Here is a 13,749-nt window from a genome sequence, read left to right on the forward strand (position 1 = left end):
CCGGATGGCGACGCCTTGCGTCTTATCCGGCCTACGAATAGTGCCGCTATCTGGCCATTACACCCAGTTGCGCACCTGAATAAAGTCGCTAAGGGCAGCTTCCGGGCTGTTCGCTTCCGGCTGCCAGTCATACTCCCAGCGCACCAGCGGCGGCATCGACATCAAAATGGATTCTGTACGCCCGCCGGTCTGTAAGCCAAACAGCGTGCCGCGATCCCACACCAGGTTGAACTCCACGTAGCGCCCACGACGATAAAGCTGGAAGTTGCGCTCGCGCTCACCCCAAACCATCGCTTTGCGCCGCTCAACGATAGGCAGATACGCGTCGGTGTAACCTGCGCCAACCGCCTGCATAAAGTCGAAACAGTGGTCGAAATCCGGGGTATTTAAATCGTCGAAGAACAGTCCGCCGATACCGCGCTGTTCGTTACGGTGCTTGAGGAAAAAGTAGTCATCGCACCACTTTTTATAGCGCGGGTAAACGTCGTCGCCAAACGGCTGGCACAGTTCAAGCGCGGTGCGGTGCCAGTGAACGGCGTCTTCTTCAAAACCGTAATAAGGCGTTAAATCAAAGCCTCCGCCAAACCACCACACCGGATCGGCACCCGGTTTTTCGGCAATAAAAAACCGCACATTGGCATGGCTGGTGGGAATATACGGATTGAGCGGGTGCACCACCAGTGACACGCCCATCGCTTCAAAACTGCGCCCGGCGAGTTCCGGCCGATGTGCTGTCGCTGATGCTGGCATCGCGTCGCCATGGACATGGGAAAAATTCACGCCCGCTTGTTCAAAAATACCGCCGTTACGCAGTACCCGGCTGCGCCCGCCGCCACCCGCTTCGCGCTGCCAGTTATCTTCAACAAATTCAGCGCCGTCAACGTTGGATAACTGCTGGCAAATATCATCCTGCAGGCTGAGCAGGAACTGTTTTACGCGCTGGGCATCGGGCTTCATGATTAACGTTTCTTCGAATGGGCTTTTTGGTTATCAAACCAGTGGAAATAGCTGATAACGCCGTTGGCAATAGCGGTGGCAATTTTCTGACGAAATGCAGTCGTGCCCAGCAGCCGTTCTTCTTCCGGGTTGGTAATAAACGAGGTTTCGACCAGTACCGAAGGAATTGACGGGGATTTAAGCACCACGAAGGCGGCCTGTTCCGTGCTGCGACTGTGCAGACGGTGTACCGGTTTGATCTTCTTCAGAATGTGCGAACCCAAGGTCAGGCTGTTTTTAATGGTGTCGGTCTGGACCAGATCGAACAGTACCTGCTGTAACAAATGATCTTTGGCGGTGGCTTTTTTCCCGGCGACTTCATCGGCGCGGTTTTCACGATCGGATAAATACTTCGCCATGGCGCTACTGGCACCGCGATTAGACAGAGCAAAGACCGATGCGCCTGCCGCGCTGGGATTGGTAAAACCGTCGGCGTGGATCGACATAAACAGATCGGCACCGTGTTTGTGGGCGATCTCGACGCGGTCATACAGCGGAATAAAAGTATCGCCGGAACGCGTCAGTCGCGCATCGATCCCCTGGCTACGCAGGATGGAACGCACGTTTTTGGCAATCGCCAGCACCACGTGTTTTTCCTTCGAACCGTTGCGACCAATCGCGCCAGTATCGATCCCCCCATGACCCGGATCGAGTACCACAACCCGCTTAGCGCCTGATTTTTTCGCTTTCGGTTTGCTGTGTCCATTGCTGGTCTTTAGCGCTTCTTCTTTAGCGATGGCTGGCGACATGCCTGACAGCGTCAGGGCTGCCAGCCCGGCTTTCAGCACCTGGCGGCGCGATGTGAGAGTTTTTAGTGGTTTAAAAGTGCTCATACGGCCTGAGTTGTAATAAATAAGTTCCAGATGTTATATCGTATCGCGTAGTCCGTTGCGACGGATCGGGATGATAATTGTTTTATTTTTCATTTCAATACGTGACAGTTCCCTATTATGCCATTTTTTCCGCCGCTTCGCGTCAGATATTGGCTAAATCAGTTGTTCGCGCCATAATCACTATTTTTAGGGCTAAAAAGGGTCTCAATACCATGGAGATACGCGTATTTCGCCAGGAAGATTTCGAAGAGGTCGTTACCCTCTGGGAGCGCTGCGACTTGCTGCGTCCATGGAACGATCCAGAAATGGACATTGAGCGCAAAGTGAATCACGACGTCAGCTTGTTCCTCGTCGCAGAGGTGAACGGCGAGGTGGTTGGCACGGTGATGGGCGGTTACGATGGTCATCGTGGGTCAGCGTACTATCTCGGCGTACACCCTGAGTTTCGCGGTCGCGGCATAGCGAATGCGCTGCTTAACCGACTGGAGAAAAAGCTCATTGCCCGCGGCTGCCCGAAGATTCAAATCATGGTGCGTGACGATAACGACGTCGTGCTGGGCATGTATGAACGTCTGGGCTATGAACATGCTGACGTACTCAATCTGGGCAAACGCCTGATCGAAGATGAAGAGTACTGAGTTTCACTCCACCGACTATGACGCTCATGGTCGTTTACGCCTGCCTGTCTTGTTCTGGTGCGTGCTGCTGCTTCAGGCGCGTACCTGGGTGCTGTTTGTGATTGCGGGATCTTCGCGCGAGCAGGGCAACACCTTACTGAATTTGTTTTACCCCGATCATGATGCGTTCTGGCTGGGATTGCTCCCCGGCGTTCCGGCGGTGCTGGCGTTTTTACTCAGCGGCAGGCGTTTTGCCTTTCCTGTGTTATGGCGCTGGCTGCGCGGATCATTGATCCTCGCTCAACTGGTGTTGCTCTGCTGGCAGCCTGTTTTGTGGCTGGGCGGCGATCCTGTTAATGGCGTCGGGCTGGCGCTGCTGGTGGCAGATATTGTCGCACTGGTCTGGCTACTGACGAACCCGCGTTTACGTGCTTGTTTTTCCATCGAAAAAGAATAACGGCACTTTTTTATGAAGTCGGACTCCAAGCAACGTTAATTAATAAAGAAAGGATGTGAGATGAAATCGCTGCGTTTGATGTTATGCGCGATGCCGCTGGTGCTGACTGGCTGCTCGACGCTCTCGTCGGTGAACTGGTCCGCCGCAAATCCGTGGAACTGGTTTGGTTCTTCGACGGAGGTCACCGAGCAGGGGGTGGGACAACTCACCGCCGCGACGCCGCTGGATGAGAAAGCCATCGCCGATGCGCTGGACGGAGATTATCGCCTGCGCAGCGGGATGAAAACCGATAACGGCAATGTGGTGCGCTTTTATGAAGCGATGAAAGATGACAAGCTGGCGATGGTTATCAATGGTAGCCAGGGAACCATCAGTCGTATTGATGTGCTGGACAGTGATATTTCGTCAGCATCCGGTGCAGAAATCGGTACACCGTTTAGCGACCTTTACACCAAAGCGTTCGGTAATTGCCAGAAAGCGACCGGTGACGACAGCGCGGGCGTTGAGTGTAAAGCTGAAGGAAGTCAGCATATTAGCTACATTTTCTCCGGCGAGTGGAGCGGGCCTGAAGGCATAATGCCGTCTGACGATATGCTGAAAGACTGGAAAGTGAGCAAAATTATCTGGCGGCGTTAATTTGCGTCTGAACAAATCGACGGACTAAAAAAACAGGTAGAATAACGCCCATCAATGCCACGATGTCGTGGCATCTTTTTTTCAGGAGGAACAATGTCTCAGGTTCAGAGTGGCATTTTGCCAGAACATTGCCGTGCGGCGATTTGGATTGAAGCCAATGTTAAAGGCGACGTTGAGGCTTTGCGTGCGGCCAGCAAAATCTTTGCAGATAAACTGGCGACCTTTGAAGCGAAATTCCCGGATGTGCATCTCGGTGCGGTCGTTGCTTTCGGCAACAACACCTGGCGCACACTGAGCGGCGGCGTGGGCGCTGAAGAGCTGAAAGACTTTATCCCTTACGGTAAAGGTCTGGCACCGGCAACCCAGTATGATGTGCTGATCCACATTCTTTCCCTGCGTCATGACGTGAATTTCTCCGTTGCGCAGGCGGCGATGGAAGCCTTTGGCGACTGCATCGAAGTGAAAGAAGAGATCCACGGTTTCCGTTGGGTTGAAGAGCGCGATCTCAGCGGTTTTGTTGACGGTACGGAAAACCCGGCGGGCGAAGAAACGCGTCGTGAAGTTGCGGTCATCAAAGATGGCGTGGATGCCGGTGGCAGCTATGTGTTCGTGCAGCGTTGGGAACACAACCTGAAACAGTTGAACCGCATGAGCATTCATGACCAGGAAATGATGATTGGTCGTACCAAGGAAGCTAACGAAGAGATCGACGGCGACGACCGCCCGGCGACGTCTCACCTGAGCCGTGTTGATCTCAAAGAAGACGGCAAAGGGCTGAAAATTGTGCGCCAGAGCCTGCCGTACGGCACGGCCAGCGGCACGCACGGCCTTTATTTTTGCGCCTACTGCGCGCGTCTGTACAACATTGAACAGCAACTGCTGAGCATGTTTGGTGACACCGACGGTAAGCGTGACGCCATGCTGCGCTTCACCAAGCCGGTGACCGGCGGCTATTACTTTGCGCCGTCATTGGATCGTTTAATGGCGCTGTAGTCTCCCTGTGTTGCCCGGTGGTGTTGACGCTTACCGGGCGCCTACAGGAGCCACAACTGACATAAAAGATATCTCCCCGCATCGCCGGGGATTTTTTTACCTGAGATTAAACTGATTTAGTGAGCTATTCCTCAGTACAAATTTGTTAATGCTGTATCTTTTGCGTGAATGAAGCGGAGGCTTCATATTCAAAAGGAGAATATTGAAATGGGAAAACTCACGGGCAAAACAGCATTGATTACGGGCGCATCGCAGGGCATTGGCGAAGGGATCGCCAGAACGTTTGCCCGCCACGGCGCGAACTTAATCCTGCTGGATATCTCCGATGAGATTGAAAAACTGGCGGATGAACTGGCTGGACGCGGTCACCGCTGTACAGCGGTTCATGCGGACGTCAGAGATTTTGCTTCTGTCACCGCGGCGGTGAAACGCGCGAAGAAGATTGAAGGCAAAATCGATATTCTGGTCAACAATGCGGGCGTGTGCCGTCTCGGCAGCTTCCTTGAAATGAGTGATGAAGATCGTGACTTCCATATTGATATCAACATTAAAGGCGTCTGGAACGTGACGAAAGCCGTTCTGCCGGAGATGATTGATCGCAAGGACGGGCGCATCGTGATGATGTCATCCGTAACGGGCGATATGGTGGCCGATCCGGGCGAAACAGCCTATGCGCTGTCGAAAGCCGCAATTATCGGTTTAACCAAATCGCTGGCGGTGGAATACGCGCAGTCCGGCATCCGCGTCAATGCCATTTGTCCCGGCTACGTCCGTACACCAATGGCGGAAAACATTGCGCGTCAGTCTAATCCGGACGATCCTGAATCGGTGTTAACTGAAATGGCAAAAGCCATTCCGCTGCGTCGTTTGGCGTGTCCGCTTGAAGTCGGTGAACTGGCGGCGTTCCTGGCATCAGATGAATCTAGCTATTTAACTGGCACGCAAAACGTGATTGATGGCGGCAGTACCCTGCCAGAAAGCGTGAGCGTCGGCGTCTGATTGATGCCTGTCTCCTCCTCACCCTGTGTGGGGAGGGATTCTCTTATTCTCTTTTCAACTTTCAAATCATCAAACGGTATATAAAACCGTTACTCCTTTTACTCCCGTTATAAATATGATGACCATAAGAAAGTCATTAAATTTATAAGGGTGCGCAATGGCCGTTAACTTACTGAAAAAAAGAACCCTGACGCTGGCGGCGCTGCTGCTGGTTGGTCAGGCGCAGGCAACGGAACTGCTGAACAGCTCCTATGATGTGTCTCGCGAACTGTTTGCCGCCCTTAACCCGTCGTTTGAACAGCAATGGGCGCAGGATAACGGCGGTGACAAGCTGACGATTAAACAATCTCATGCCGGGTCATCGAAACAGGCGCTGGCGATTCTGCAAGGGCTGAAAGCCGACGTCGTGACCTATAACCAGGTCACCGATGTGCAGATCCTGCATGACAAAGGCAAACTGATCCCCGCCGACTGGCAAAGCCGCCTGCCGAATAACAGCTCGCCGTTCTATTCCACAATGGGGTTCCTGGTGCGTAAGGGGAACCCGAAAAACATTCATGACTGGAATGACCTCGTGCGTTCTGATGTGAAACTGATTTTCCCGAACCCGAAAACCTCCGGCAATGCGCGCTATACCTATCTGGCGGCGTGGGGTGCTGCGGATAAAGCTGACGGTGGCGATAAAGCCAAAACCGAACAGTTCATGACCCAGTTCCTGAAAAACGTCGAAGTGTTTGATACCGGCGGTCGTGGTGCCACCACCACTTTTGCAGAGCGCGGTCTGGGCGATGTGCTGATCAGCTTCGAATCAGAAGTGAACAACATTCGTAAACAGTATGAAGCGCAGGGTTTTGAAGTGGTTATCCCAAAAACCAATATCCTCGCCGAGTTCCCGGTGGCATGGGTAGATAAAAACGTGCAGGCCAACGGTACCGAGAAAGCCGCGAAAGCGTACCTGAACTGGCTGTACAGTCCGCAGGCGCAGACCATCATCACGGATTACTACTACCGCGTGAATAACCCGCAGGTGATGGACAAGCTGAAAGATAAATTCCCGCAGACTGAGTTGTTCCGCGTGGAAGAAAAGTTTGGCGCGTGGCCTGACGTGATGAAAACGCATTTTGTCAGCGGCGGTGAGCTGGACAAACTGTTGGCGGCGGGGCGTAAGTAAATGTTTGCTGTTTCCTCCCGACGCGTGCTGCCCGGTTTTACCTTGAGCCTGGGCACTAGCTTACTGTTTGTTTGCCTGATATTGCTGCTGCCGCTCAGTGCGCTGGTGATGCAACTGGCGCAAATGAGCTGGGCACAATACTGGGAAGTGATCACCAACCCGCAGGTGGTGGCAGCCTATAAGGTGACGCTGCTGTCCGCGTTTGTGGCATCGATTTTTAACGGCGTGTTTGGCCTGCTGATGGCGTGGATCTTAACCCGCTATCGCTTTCCGGGCCGCACGCTGCTGGATGCGTTAATGGACCTGCCGTTTGCGCTGCCTACGGCGGTAGCAGGTCTGACGCTGGCATCACTGTTTTCGGTGAACGGTTTTTACGGCGAGTGGCTGGCGAAGCTTGATATTAAGGTGACCTACACCTGGCTTGGTATTGCGGTAGCCATGGCGTTCACCAGCATTCCGTTCGTGGTGCGCACCGTACAGCCGGTGCTGGAAGAGTTAGGCCCGGAGTATGAAGAAGCCGCAGAAACGTTGGGCGCCACGCGGTTGCAGAGCTTTCGTAAAGTGGTGCTGCCGGAATTATCCCCGGCGCTGGTCGCGGGTATCGCGCTGTCCTTCACCCGCAGTCTGGGGGAGTTTGGCGCCGTTATTTTTATTGCCGGGAACATCGCGTGGAAAACGGAAGTCACCTCGCTGATGATTTTTGTCCGCCTGCAGGAGTTTGACTACCCGGCTGCCAGCGCGATTGCCTCTGTGATCCTCGGGGCATCGCTGTTGCTGCTGTTTTCGATTAACACCCTGCAAAGTCGCTTTGGTCGACGCGTGGTAGGTCACTGATGGCAGAGATTACTCAATTGAAACGCTATGGCGCGCCCCGCATTAACTGGGGGAAATGGTTTCTGATTGGCACGGGTATGCTGGTATCCGCGTTTATTTTGCTGGTGCCGATGATTTACATCTTCGTGCAGGCGTTCAGCAAGGGATTAATGCCGGTACTACAGAATCTGGCCGACCCGGACATGCTGCACGCCATTTGGCTAACGGTGCTAATTGCGCTGATTGCTGTACCGGTGAACCTGGTGTTTGGCGTGCTGCTGGCGTGGCTGGTGACGCGCTTTAACTTCCCGGGTCGCCAGCTGTTGCTGACGTTGCTGGATATCCCGTTTGCCGTGTCGCCGGTGGTCGCTGGTCTGGTGTATCTGCTGTTTTACGGCTCCAACGGTCCGCTCGGTGGCTGGCTGGATGAGCACAACCTGCAGATTATGTTCGCCTGGCCGGGAATGGTGCTGGTCACGGTTTTCGTCACCTGTCCGTTTGTAGTGCGTGAGCTGGTGCCGGTGATGCTAAGCCAGGGCAGCAATGAAGACGAAGCGGCTGTTTTGCTTGGCGCATCCGGCTGGCAAATGTTCCGTCGCGTGACGTTGCCGAATATTCGCTGGGCGCTGCTGTACGGCGTGGTGCTGACCAACGCCCGCGCGATTGGTGAGTTCGGTGCGGTGTCGGTGGTGTCCGGCTCGATTCGCGGCGAAACCCTGTCGCTGCCACTACAGATTGAACTACTGGAGCAGGACTACAACACCGTCGGCTCCTTTACCGCTGCGGCGTTATTAACGCTGATGGCGATTGTTACCCTGTTTTTAAAGAGCATGTTGCAATGGCGTCTGGAAAACCAGGAAAAACGCGCGCAGCAGGAGGAAAATCATGAGCATTGAGATTGCCAATATTAAGAAGTCTTTTGGTCGCACCCAGGTGCTGAACGATATCTCGCTGGATATTCCTTCAGGTCAGATGGTCGCACTGTTGGGGCCGTCCGGCTCGGGTAAAACCACACTGCTGCGCATTATTGCCGGGCTGGAGCATCAGTCCAGCGGGCATATTCGTTTTCACGGTACGGACGTCAGCCGCTTGCACGCCCGTGACCGCAAGGTGGGGTTCGTATTTCAGCATTACGCGCTGTTCCGGCATATGACCGTATTCGACAACATCGCCTTTGGCCTGACGGTCCTGCCGCGCCGCGAGCGTCCAAATGCCGCCGCCATCAAAGCAAAAGTGACCAAGCTTTTGGAAATGGTGCAGTTGGCTCATCTGGCGGATCGCTTCCCGGCACAGCTTTCCGGCGGGCAAAAGCAGCGTGTGGCACTGGCGCGCGCATTGGCGGTGGAGCCGCAGATCCTGCTGCTCGACGAGCCGTTTGGCGCGCTTGATGCCCAGGTGCGTAAAGAACTGCGTCGCTGGTTGCGCCAACTGCACGAAGAGCTGAAATTCACCAGCGTGTTTGTCACCCACGATCAGGAAGAAGCGACGGAAGTTGCAGACCGCGTGGTGGTGATGAGCCAGGGTCGTATCGAGCAGGCCGATGCGCCGGATCAGGTATGGCGCGAACCGGCCACCCGCTTTGTGCTGGAGTTTATGGGCGAAGTTAACCGCCTGCAGGGCACGGTTCGCGGCGGTCAATTCCACGTTGGCGCACATCGCTGGCCGCTGGGGTATACGCCTGCGTATCAGGGGCCGGTCGATCTGTTCCTGCGCCCGTGGGAAGTGGACGTCAGCCGCCGTACCAGTCTCGATTCACCGCTGCCGGTTCAGGTGCTGGAAGCCAGCCCGAAAGGTCACTACACCCAATTAGTTGTGCAGCCGCTGGGGTGGTATAACGAGCCGCTGACGGTGGTAATGCAGGGTGATAACCCTCCAGGCCGCGGTGAACGCCTGTTTGTTGGGCTGCAAAATGCACGTTTGTACAATGGCGAACAGCGCATTGAAACGCGCGAAGCGGAGCTTGCTCTGGCACAATCCGCCTGATAGGTTAATTCGTATGTTTATCGCCCGGTGGCGCGACGCTTACCGGGCTTTTTTATTGGACAGGGTTCGTGAACACATTAGAACAAACAATAGGCAATACGCCTCTGGTCAAACTGCAGCGGCTGACGCCGGATAACGGCAGTGAAATTTGGGTCAAACTGGAAGGGAATAATCCTGCGGGTTCGGTGAAAGACCGCGCCGCGCTGTCGATGATTGTCGAAGCGGAAAAGCGTGGAGAAATTAAGCCCGGTGATGTGCTGATTGAGGCGACCAGCGGCAACACCGGGATTGCGCTGGCGATGATTGCCGCGCTGAAAGGTTATCGAATGAAGCTGTTAATGCCGGACAATATGAGCCAGGAACGCCGTGCCGCGATGCGTGCTTACGGCGCCGAACTGATTCTGGTCAGCAAAGAGCAGGGCATGGAAGGGGCGCGCGATTTAGCCCTTGAGATGGCTCAGCGCGGTGAGGGTACTCTGCTCGATCAGTTTAACAATCCTGATAACCCGTATGCGCATTACACTACCACCGGTCCCGAAATCTGGCAGCAGACGTCAGGACGTATCACCCATTTTGTCTCCAGTATGGGGACCACTGGCACCATTACCGGCGTGTCGCGTTTTCTGCGCGAGCAGGAAAAACCGGTGACAATCGTGGGCCTGCAGCCGGAAGAGGGCAGCAGTATTCCGGGCATTCGCCGCTGGCCTGCAGAGTATATGCCGGGGATTTTTAACGCTTCGCTGGTCGATAAAGTGCTGGATATTCATCAGGATGACGCCGAGAAAACAATGCGTGAGCTGGCGGTTCGCGAGGGTATTTTTTGCGGCGTGAGTTCTGGTGGCGCGGTGGCGGGGGCCATTCGGATTGCTGAACAAACCCCGGGTTCAGTGGTGGTGGCGATCATCTGCGATCGCGGCGATCGCTATCTCTCAACGGGTGTCTTTGGCGAAGAGCACTTCAACCAGGGATTAGGGATTTAAGCCGCTCCCGATTCAGAGATGCCTGAGAAGCGTCGCGCCATCAGGCATCTCTGCACATTATCCGCCGTGTTTCTCGACCAGTTTATCCAGGAACTGCCACAGCTTCTCATTCATTTGCCGGTAATTCCATGTACGCATCTCTTCAACAGAACGAATAAAGCGCTTCCCTTTGGCTTCGGACAACTCTTGCTCAGAGTGCTGAATTAATCCTTCGACCGCTTCCGTGGTAAACTCCATATGGCACTGGAAACCATAGATAAAATTACCGTACTGCACAATTTGTCGCGAGCAGCCCTCGCTTACGGCAAGAATTGCCGCCTGATCGGTTAACCCCGGCATATCGTTATGCCAGTGCCCGACCACCAGCGGCGAACCAAAGTGGGCGATCAGCGGATGTGCTTTACCTGCTTCGGTTAGGCTGATGGGGTAGTGACCAATCTCTTTTTCCGGGCTTTGGCACACCTTCGCACCCAGCGCCTCGCCAATCAACTGTGAACCTAGGCAGATACCGACGACAATTTTACGTGCCGCAATTGCCTGGTTGATCAGATGTTGCTCGGCCTGAGAGTCAAAGTATGGGCACTCTGCCTGCGTGGTTCGTGGTGACTGTGGGCCACCAAACACCACCAGCATATCGAAGCCGTCGGCGCTGGCGGGAACGGACTCTCCGGCGTAGACGCGCGACCAACTTATGGCGTAACCGCGTTCTTCGGCCCATGGCAGGTATGCGCCAGCAGATTCAAATGACTCATGAATTACAAAGTGAACTCGCACGTTTTCTCTCCTGTTAGCGCTTGAGCGCCTGATGAATATCAGCCGCCAGCCTGGTAATGTCGTTGTCTTCTAACATTGACAGCGTAATGCGCAGGCCGTGTGACGGCGCATCGATGCCAAATACTTCGCCTTCACGTACCAGCCAGCCGGCCTTCGCCAGCGCAAAAGCGAGTGACTGGCTGTGGGTTTCCAGCGGCAGCCACAGATTCAAACCATCGCCTGCGGCAAGCTTAATGTCGTGCTGTCGGAGGGCATCGGTCAGTTTTTGTTGCTGTTCGGCGTAAAACTGCTGAGTCTGCGCCAGCGTATATTGATAAGTCTCGTCACTCAGACAGGCGCAGGCCAAATCCTGCAGCAGATGGCTGACCCACTGACTGCCGGAGTTGAGCCGCAGGCGCAGTCTTGCAGAGGTGTCTGGATCGCTGGCGACGATGGCAAGGCGCAGGTCCGGGCCTAATGTTTTCGACATCGAACGGACAATGGCCCAGTGCTTTGTTTGTGCAGCAATCACCGGATGCCACTGGGAAACAGACAGTAGCGCAAAGTGATCGTCGATAATCACCAGCGTTTGTGGGTAGCGGGCCAGGATTTCCTGCAACCGAGCGGCACGGGCAGCGCTCAGGCTACAGCCTGTTGGATTGTGTGCGCGTGGAGTGAGGATCACCGCCCGCGCCCCTTTCTGTAGGGCGAGTTCCAGCATGTCTGGTTGCATGCCTTCGCTGTCCACACTGACCGGGCTTGCCGAGAACCCGGCATAACGCAGCATATTGATGCTGCTTAAAAAACAGGGATCTTCAACGGCGACGCTATCGCCTGGCAGCAAATGGGCGCACAGTAGTCGTTCGATGGCATCAATGGCACCACTGGTAATATCAATTTCACCTGCGCCGGGCAGGGCATCCTGCATCCATTGCGTCGCCCACGCTTTAAGTCCAGGGGAGACGGCGGCGTCGCCATACAGGCGCGGATTCTTATTTATCTTCGCGAAATAACGGCTCAGATCGGGCAGTCGACGAGGCGCAGGGTTACCGCCGGAAAGGTCGGTAAGGGGGGTGTCCGGGCTACTGCCTTCGAGTGCTACAGGGGAAGATACGCCTTTGATAACCGTGCCGTTACGCCCCTGACTCAGCGCCAGTCCGGTGGTGACCAGTCGTTTATATGCCGCTGCGACAGTATTGCGGTTAACGTTTAATGCCGTTGCCAGCTCCCTGACCGGCGGCAGCGTGTTTCCGGGTACGAGCGTGCCTGTAGCGACATGTTGACGAATACTGTCAAAAATTTCGTTAGCGGTTTTTCCGTCGATCATTATTGACCTATGACAAAATGAATTTTAGCATATGACGATAATAGTGAGGCATCAGCCCGCTGTCCAGCGAGAGGAGAGGTTTATGGAGCAGGAGAGTGAAATACAGTCAGTGCTCTTCGACGACAAACATCGGGCGTTGCAAACCGATATCGTCGCCGTCCAGTCACAGGTGGTATATGGCAGCGTAGGCAACAGCATTGCTGTGCCGGCCATTAAAGCACATGGGTTACGGGTCACGGCCGTACCGACGGTGCTGTTCAGTAACACCCCACATTATGAGACCTTTTACGGCGGGGTTATTCCAGGCGACTGGTTTAACGGTTTCCTCACTGCCTTGCATGAGCGCGATGCTTTACGTGAGCTAAAAGCGGTAACCACCGGCTATATGGGGAGCGCGGAGCAGATAGCGCTGCTCGCGCAGTGGCTGGAAATTGTTCGCGCCACGCATCCACAACTGTGCATTCTGGTCGATCCAGTGATTGGTGATACCGATAGCGGGATGTACGTGAAGGCTGAAATCCCGGAGGCGTACCGCAAGTCCCTGCTCCCGCTGGCGCAGGGATTGACGCCGAACGTGTTTGAGCTGCAAATGCTGAGCGGAAAACCGTGTCGCACGCTTGATGAGGCGATTCTGGCGGCAAAATCCCTGCTTACCGACACGCTGAAATGGGTGGTGATTACCAGCGCGCCGGGGGATGCCGAGGAGGTTATCAACGTGGCGGTAGTGACGGCACAGACGGTGGAAGTGTTAGCTCATCCGCGGGTGAAAACGGATCTCAAGGGAACGGGCGATCTGTTTTGCGCCGAGCTGGTGAGCGGTATTGTGTCAGGGAAACCTCTCACCACCGCCACGCACGATGCCGCACAGCGCGTGCTGGAAGTGATGACGTGGACGCACCAGTGCGGTTGCGATGAATTAATTCTGCCACCGGCAGGGGAGGCGCGATGAAGAGTTATCGGCTGGTGGTTCGCCAGCATGGAAGAATGGTAGGGCATTTTGATACCAGCGGTACTGAAGCGCTGGAGGATATCTGCGTGGCGCGCGCCATGTTTAGCATTGCCGGCGGGTATGACTGTGAGCTGCTGGTGGCGGATTCAGAAAGACGGATGCTGGAAAGCGGGCCGGAAGGGATGAAAATCCTGATGCGCGAGGCGTGTTATCGTCCGGTGACCGCGCGCATTTAATGCCGG

The 13,749-nt window shown here is 55.0% G+C and carries 16 protein-coding genes; 12 read left to right on the forward strand and 4 right to left on the reverse strand.

The genetic code is table 11. The features are described from left to right. Positions 1-57: 57 nt before the first annotated feature. Complete coding sequence (gene hemF / locus JQ822_RS12115; protein WP_213133668.1) at positions 58-957, reverse strand: oxygen-dependent coproporphyrinogen oxidase; 900 nt, start codon at positions 955-957, stop codon at positions 58-60. A gap of 2 nt (positions 958-959) precedes the next feature. Then, a complete protein-coding gene (gene amiA, locus JQ822_RS12120) occupies positions 960-1,829 on the reverse strand; it encodes an N-acetylmuramoyl-L-alanine amidase AmiA (protein ID WP_213133669.1) in 870 nt (289 codons plus the stop codon). A gap of 212 nt (positions 1,830-2,041) precedes the next feature. On the opposite strand from amiA, the gene JQ822_RS12125 reads away from it, so the two are divergent. From JQ822_RS12125 to cysM, 10 genes are all read left to right on the forward strand, one after another. Further along, complete coding sequence (locus JQ822_RS12125) at positions 2,042-2,467, forward strand: GNAT family acetyltransferase (protein ID WP_135324815.1); 426 nt, start codon at positions 2,042-2,044, stop codon at positions 2,465-2,467. Then, a complete protein-coding gene (locus JQ822_RS12130) occupies positions 2,454-2,903 on the forward strand; it encodes a DUF2919 domain-containing protein (protein WP_213133670.1) in 450 nt (149 codons plus the stop codon). The genes JQ822_RS12125 and JQ822_RS12130 overlap by 14 nt, the downstream gene beginning before the upstream one ends. Before the next feature lie 60 nt (positions 2,904-2,963). Then, positions 2,964-3,539, forward strand: a complete 576-nt coding sequence (locus JQ822_RS12135; protein ID WP_213133671.1) for an RpoE-regulated lipoprotein — start codon at positions 2,964-2,966, stop codon at positions 3,537-3,539. Between the two features lie 93 nt (positions 3,540-3,632). Next, on the forward strand, positions 3,633-4,532 hold the full coding sequence (gene yfeX / locus JQ822_RS12140) for a porphyrinogen peroxidase (protein ID WP_213133672.1): 900 nt from the start codon (positions 3,633-3,635) through the stop codon (positions 4,530-4,532). A 207-nt stretch (positions 4,533-4,739) separates the two neighbouring features. Further along, positions 4,740-5,531, forward strand: coding sequence for an SDR family oxidoreductase UcpA (gene ucpA / locus JQ822_RS12145; RefSeq protein ID WP_213133673.1), 792 nt, complete (start codon positions 4,740-4,742; stop codon positions 5,529-5,531). A gap of 157 nt (positions 5,532-5,688) precedes the next feature. After that, entirely contained in the window at positions 5,689-6,702 is a 1,014-nt protein-coding gene (cysP, locus tag JQ822_RS12150; protein WP_213133674.1) for a thiosulfate/sulfate ABC transporter substrate-binding protein CysP, read from the forward strand. Beyond that, positions 6,703-7,536, forward strand: coding sequence for a sulfate/thiosulfate ABC transporter permease CysT (cysT, locus tag JQ822_RS12155; protein ID WP_096756246.1), 834 nt, complete (start codon positions 6,703-6,705; stop codon positions 7,534-7,536). Continuing rightward, positions 7,536-8,411 carry a sulfate/thiosulfate ABC transporter permease CysW gene (gene cysW / locus JQ822_RS12160; protein WP_135324821.1) on the forward strand — a complete coding sequence of 292 codons (876 nt, stop codon included), beginning with the start codon at positions 7,536-7,538 and terminating at the stop codon, positions 8,409-8,411. Before cysT ends, cysW begins: the two co-directional genes overlap by 1 nt. After that, the gene (gene cysA / locus JQ822_RS12165) at positions 8,401-9,498 is read left to right on the forward strand and encodes a sulfate/thiosulfate ABC transporter ATP-binding protein CysA (protein WP_213133675.1); all 1,098 of its coding nucleotides are present in this window, start codon (positions 8,401-8,403) and stop codon (positions 9,496-9,498) included. The genes cysW and cysA overlap by 11 nt, the downstream gene beginning before the upstream one ends. A 68-nt stretch (positions 9,499-9,566) precedes the next feature. Next, positions 9,567-10,478 carry a cysteine synthase CysM gene (gene cysM, locus JQ822_RS12170; RefSeq protein ID WP_213133676.1) on the forward strand — a complete coding sequence of 304 codons (912 nt, stop codon included), beginning with the start codon at positions 9,567-9,569 and terminating at the stop codon, positions 10,476-10,478. A gap of 57 nt (positions 10,479-10,535) precedes the next feature. On the opposite strand, the gene JQ822_RS12175 is transcribed toward cysM, so the two are convergent. Both JQ822_RS12175 and ptsJ read right to left on the reverse strand, forming a co-directional pair. Continuing rightward, on the reverse strand, positions 10,536-11,252 hold the full coding sequence (locus JQ822_RS12175) for a type 1 glutamine amidotransferase (RefSeq protein WP_213133677.1): 717 nt from the start codon (positions 11,250-11,252) through the stop codon (positions 10,536-10,538). A gap of 13 nt (positions 11,253-11,265) precedes the next feature. Continuing rightward, positions 11,266-12,558: a MocR-like B6 salvage transcription factor PtsJ gene (ptsJ, locus tag JQ822_RS12180; RefSeq protein WP_213133678.1), complete on the reverse strand. Its 1,293-nt coding sequence runs from the start codon at positions 12,556-12,558 to the stop codon at positions 11,266-11,268. Between the two features lie 82 nt (positions 12,559-12,640). Between ptsJ and pdxK the strand changes: the two genes are divergently transcribed. Continuing rightward, the gene (gene pdxK, locus JQ822_RS12185; protein WP_213133679.1) at positions 12,641-13,507 is read left to right on the forward strand and encodes a pyridoxine/pyridoxal/pyridoxamine kinase; all 867 of its coding nucleotides are present in this window, start codon (positions 12,641-12,643) and stop codon (positions 13,505-13,507) included. Next, a complete protein-coding gene (locus tag JQ822_RS12190) occupies positions 13,504-13,743 on the forward strand; it encodes a cytoplasmic protein (RefSeq protein WP_213133680.1) in 240 nt (79 codons plus the stop codon). Before pdxK ends, JQ822_RS12190 begins: the two co-directional genes overlap by 4 nt. Positions 13,744-13,749: the final 6 nt, after the last annotated feature.

It is taken from the genome of Citrobacter sp. FP75, from assembly GCF_018342065.1.
Lineage (GTDB): Bacteria > Pseudomonadota > Gammaproteobacteria > Enterobacterales > Enterobacteriaceae > Citrobacter.

Excerpts from the sequence above, each read along its gene's own strand:
- hemF (WP_213133668.1), bottom strand. The coding sequence starts at position 957 with ATGAAGCCCGATGCCCAGCGCGTAAAACAGTTCCTGCTCAGCCTGCAG.
- amiA (WP_213133669.1), bottom strand. The coding sequence starts at position 1,829 with ATGAGCACTTTTAAACCACTAAAAACTCTCACATCGCGCCGCCAGGTG.
- JQ822_RS12125 (WP_135324815.1), top strand. The coding sequence starts at position 2,042 with ATGGAGATACGCGTATTTCGCCAGGAAGATTTCGAAGAGGTCGTTACC.
- JQ822_RS12130 (WP_213133670.1), top strand. The coding sequence starts at position 2,454 with ATGAAGAGTACTGAGTTTCACTCCACCGACTATGACGCTCATGGTCGT.
- JQ822_RS12135 (WP_213133671.1), top strand. The coding sequence starts at position 2,964 with ATGAAATCGCTGCGTTTGATGTTATGCGCGATGCCGCTGGTGCTGACT.
- yfeX (WP_213133672.1), top strand. The coding sequence starts at position 3,633 with ATGTCTCAGGTTCAGAGTGGCATTTTGCCAGAACATTGCCGTGCGGCG.
- ucpA (WP_213133673.1), top strand. The coding sequence starts at position 4,740 with ATGGGAAAACTCACGGGCAAAACAGCATTGATTACGGGCGCATCGCAG.
- cysP (WP_213133674.1), top strand. The coding sequence starts at position 5,689 with ATGGCCGTTAACTTACTGAAAAAAAGAACCCTGACGCTGGCGGCGCTG.
- cysT (WP_096756246.1), top strand. The coding sequence starts at position 6,703 with ATGTTTGCTGTTTCCTCCCGACGCGTGCTGCCCGGTTTTACCTTGAGC.
- cysW (WP_135324821.1), top strand. The coding sequence starts at position 7,536 with ATGGCAGAGATTACTCAATTGAAACGCTATGGCGCGCCCCGCATTAAC.
- cysA (WP_213133675.1), top strand. The coding sequence starts at position 8,401 with ATGAGCATTGAGATTGCCAATATTAAGAAGTCTTTTGGTCGCACCCAG.
- ptsJ (WP_213133678.1), bottom strand. The coding sequence starts at position 12,558 with ATGATCGACGGAAAAACCGCTAACGAAATTTTTGACAGTATTCGTCAA.
- pdxK (WP_213133679.1), top strand. The coding sequence starts at position 12,641 with ATGGAGCAGGAGAGTGAAATACAGTCAGTGCTCTTCGACGACAAACAT.
- JQ822_RS12190 (WP_213133680.1), top strand. The coding sequence starts at position 13,504 with ATGAAGAGTTATCGGCTGGTGGTTCGCCAGCATGGAAGAATGGTAGGG.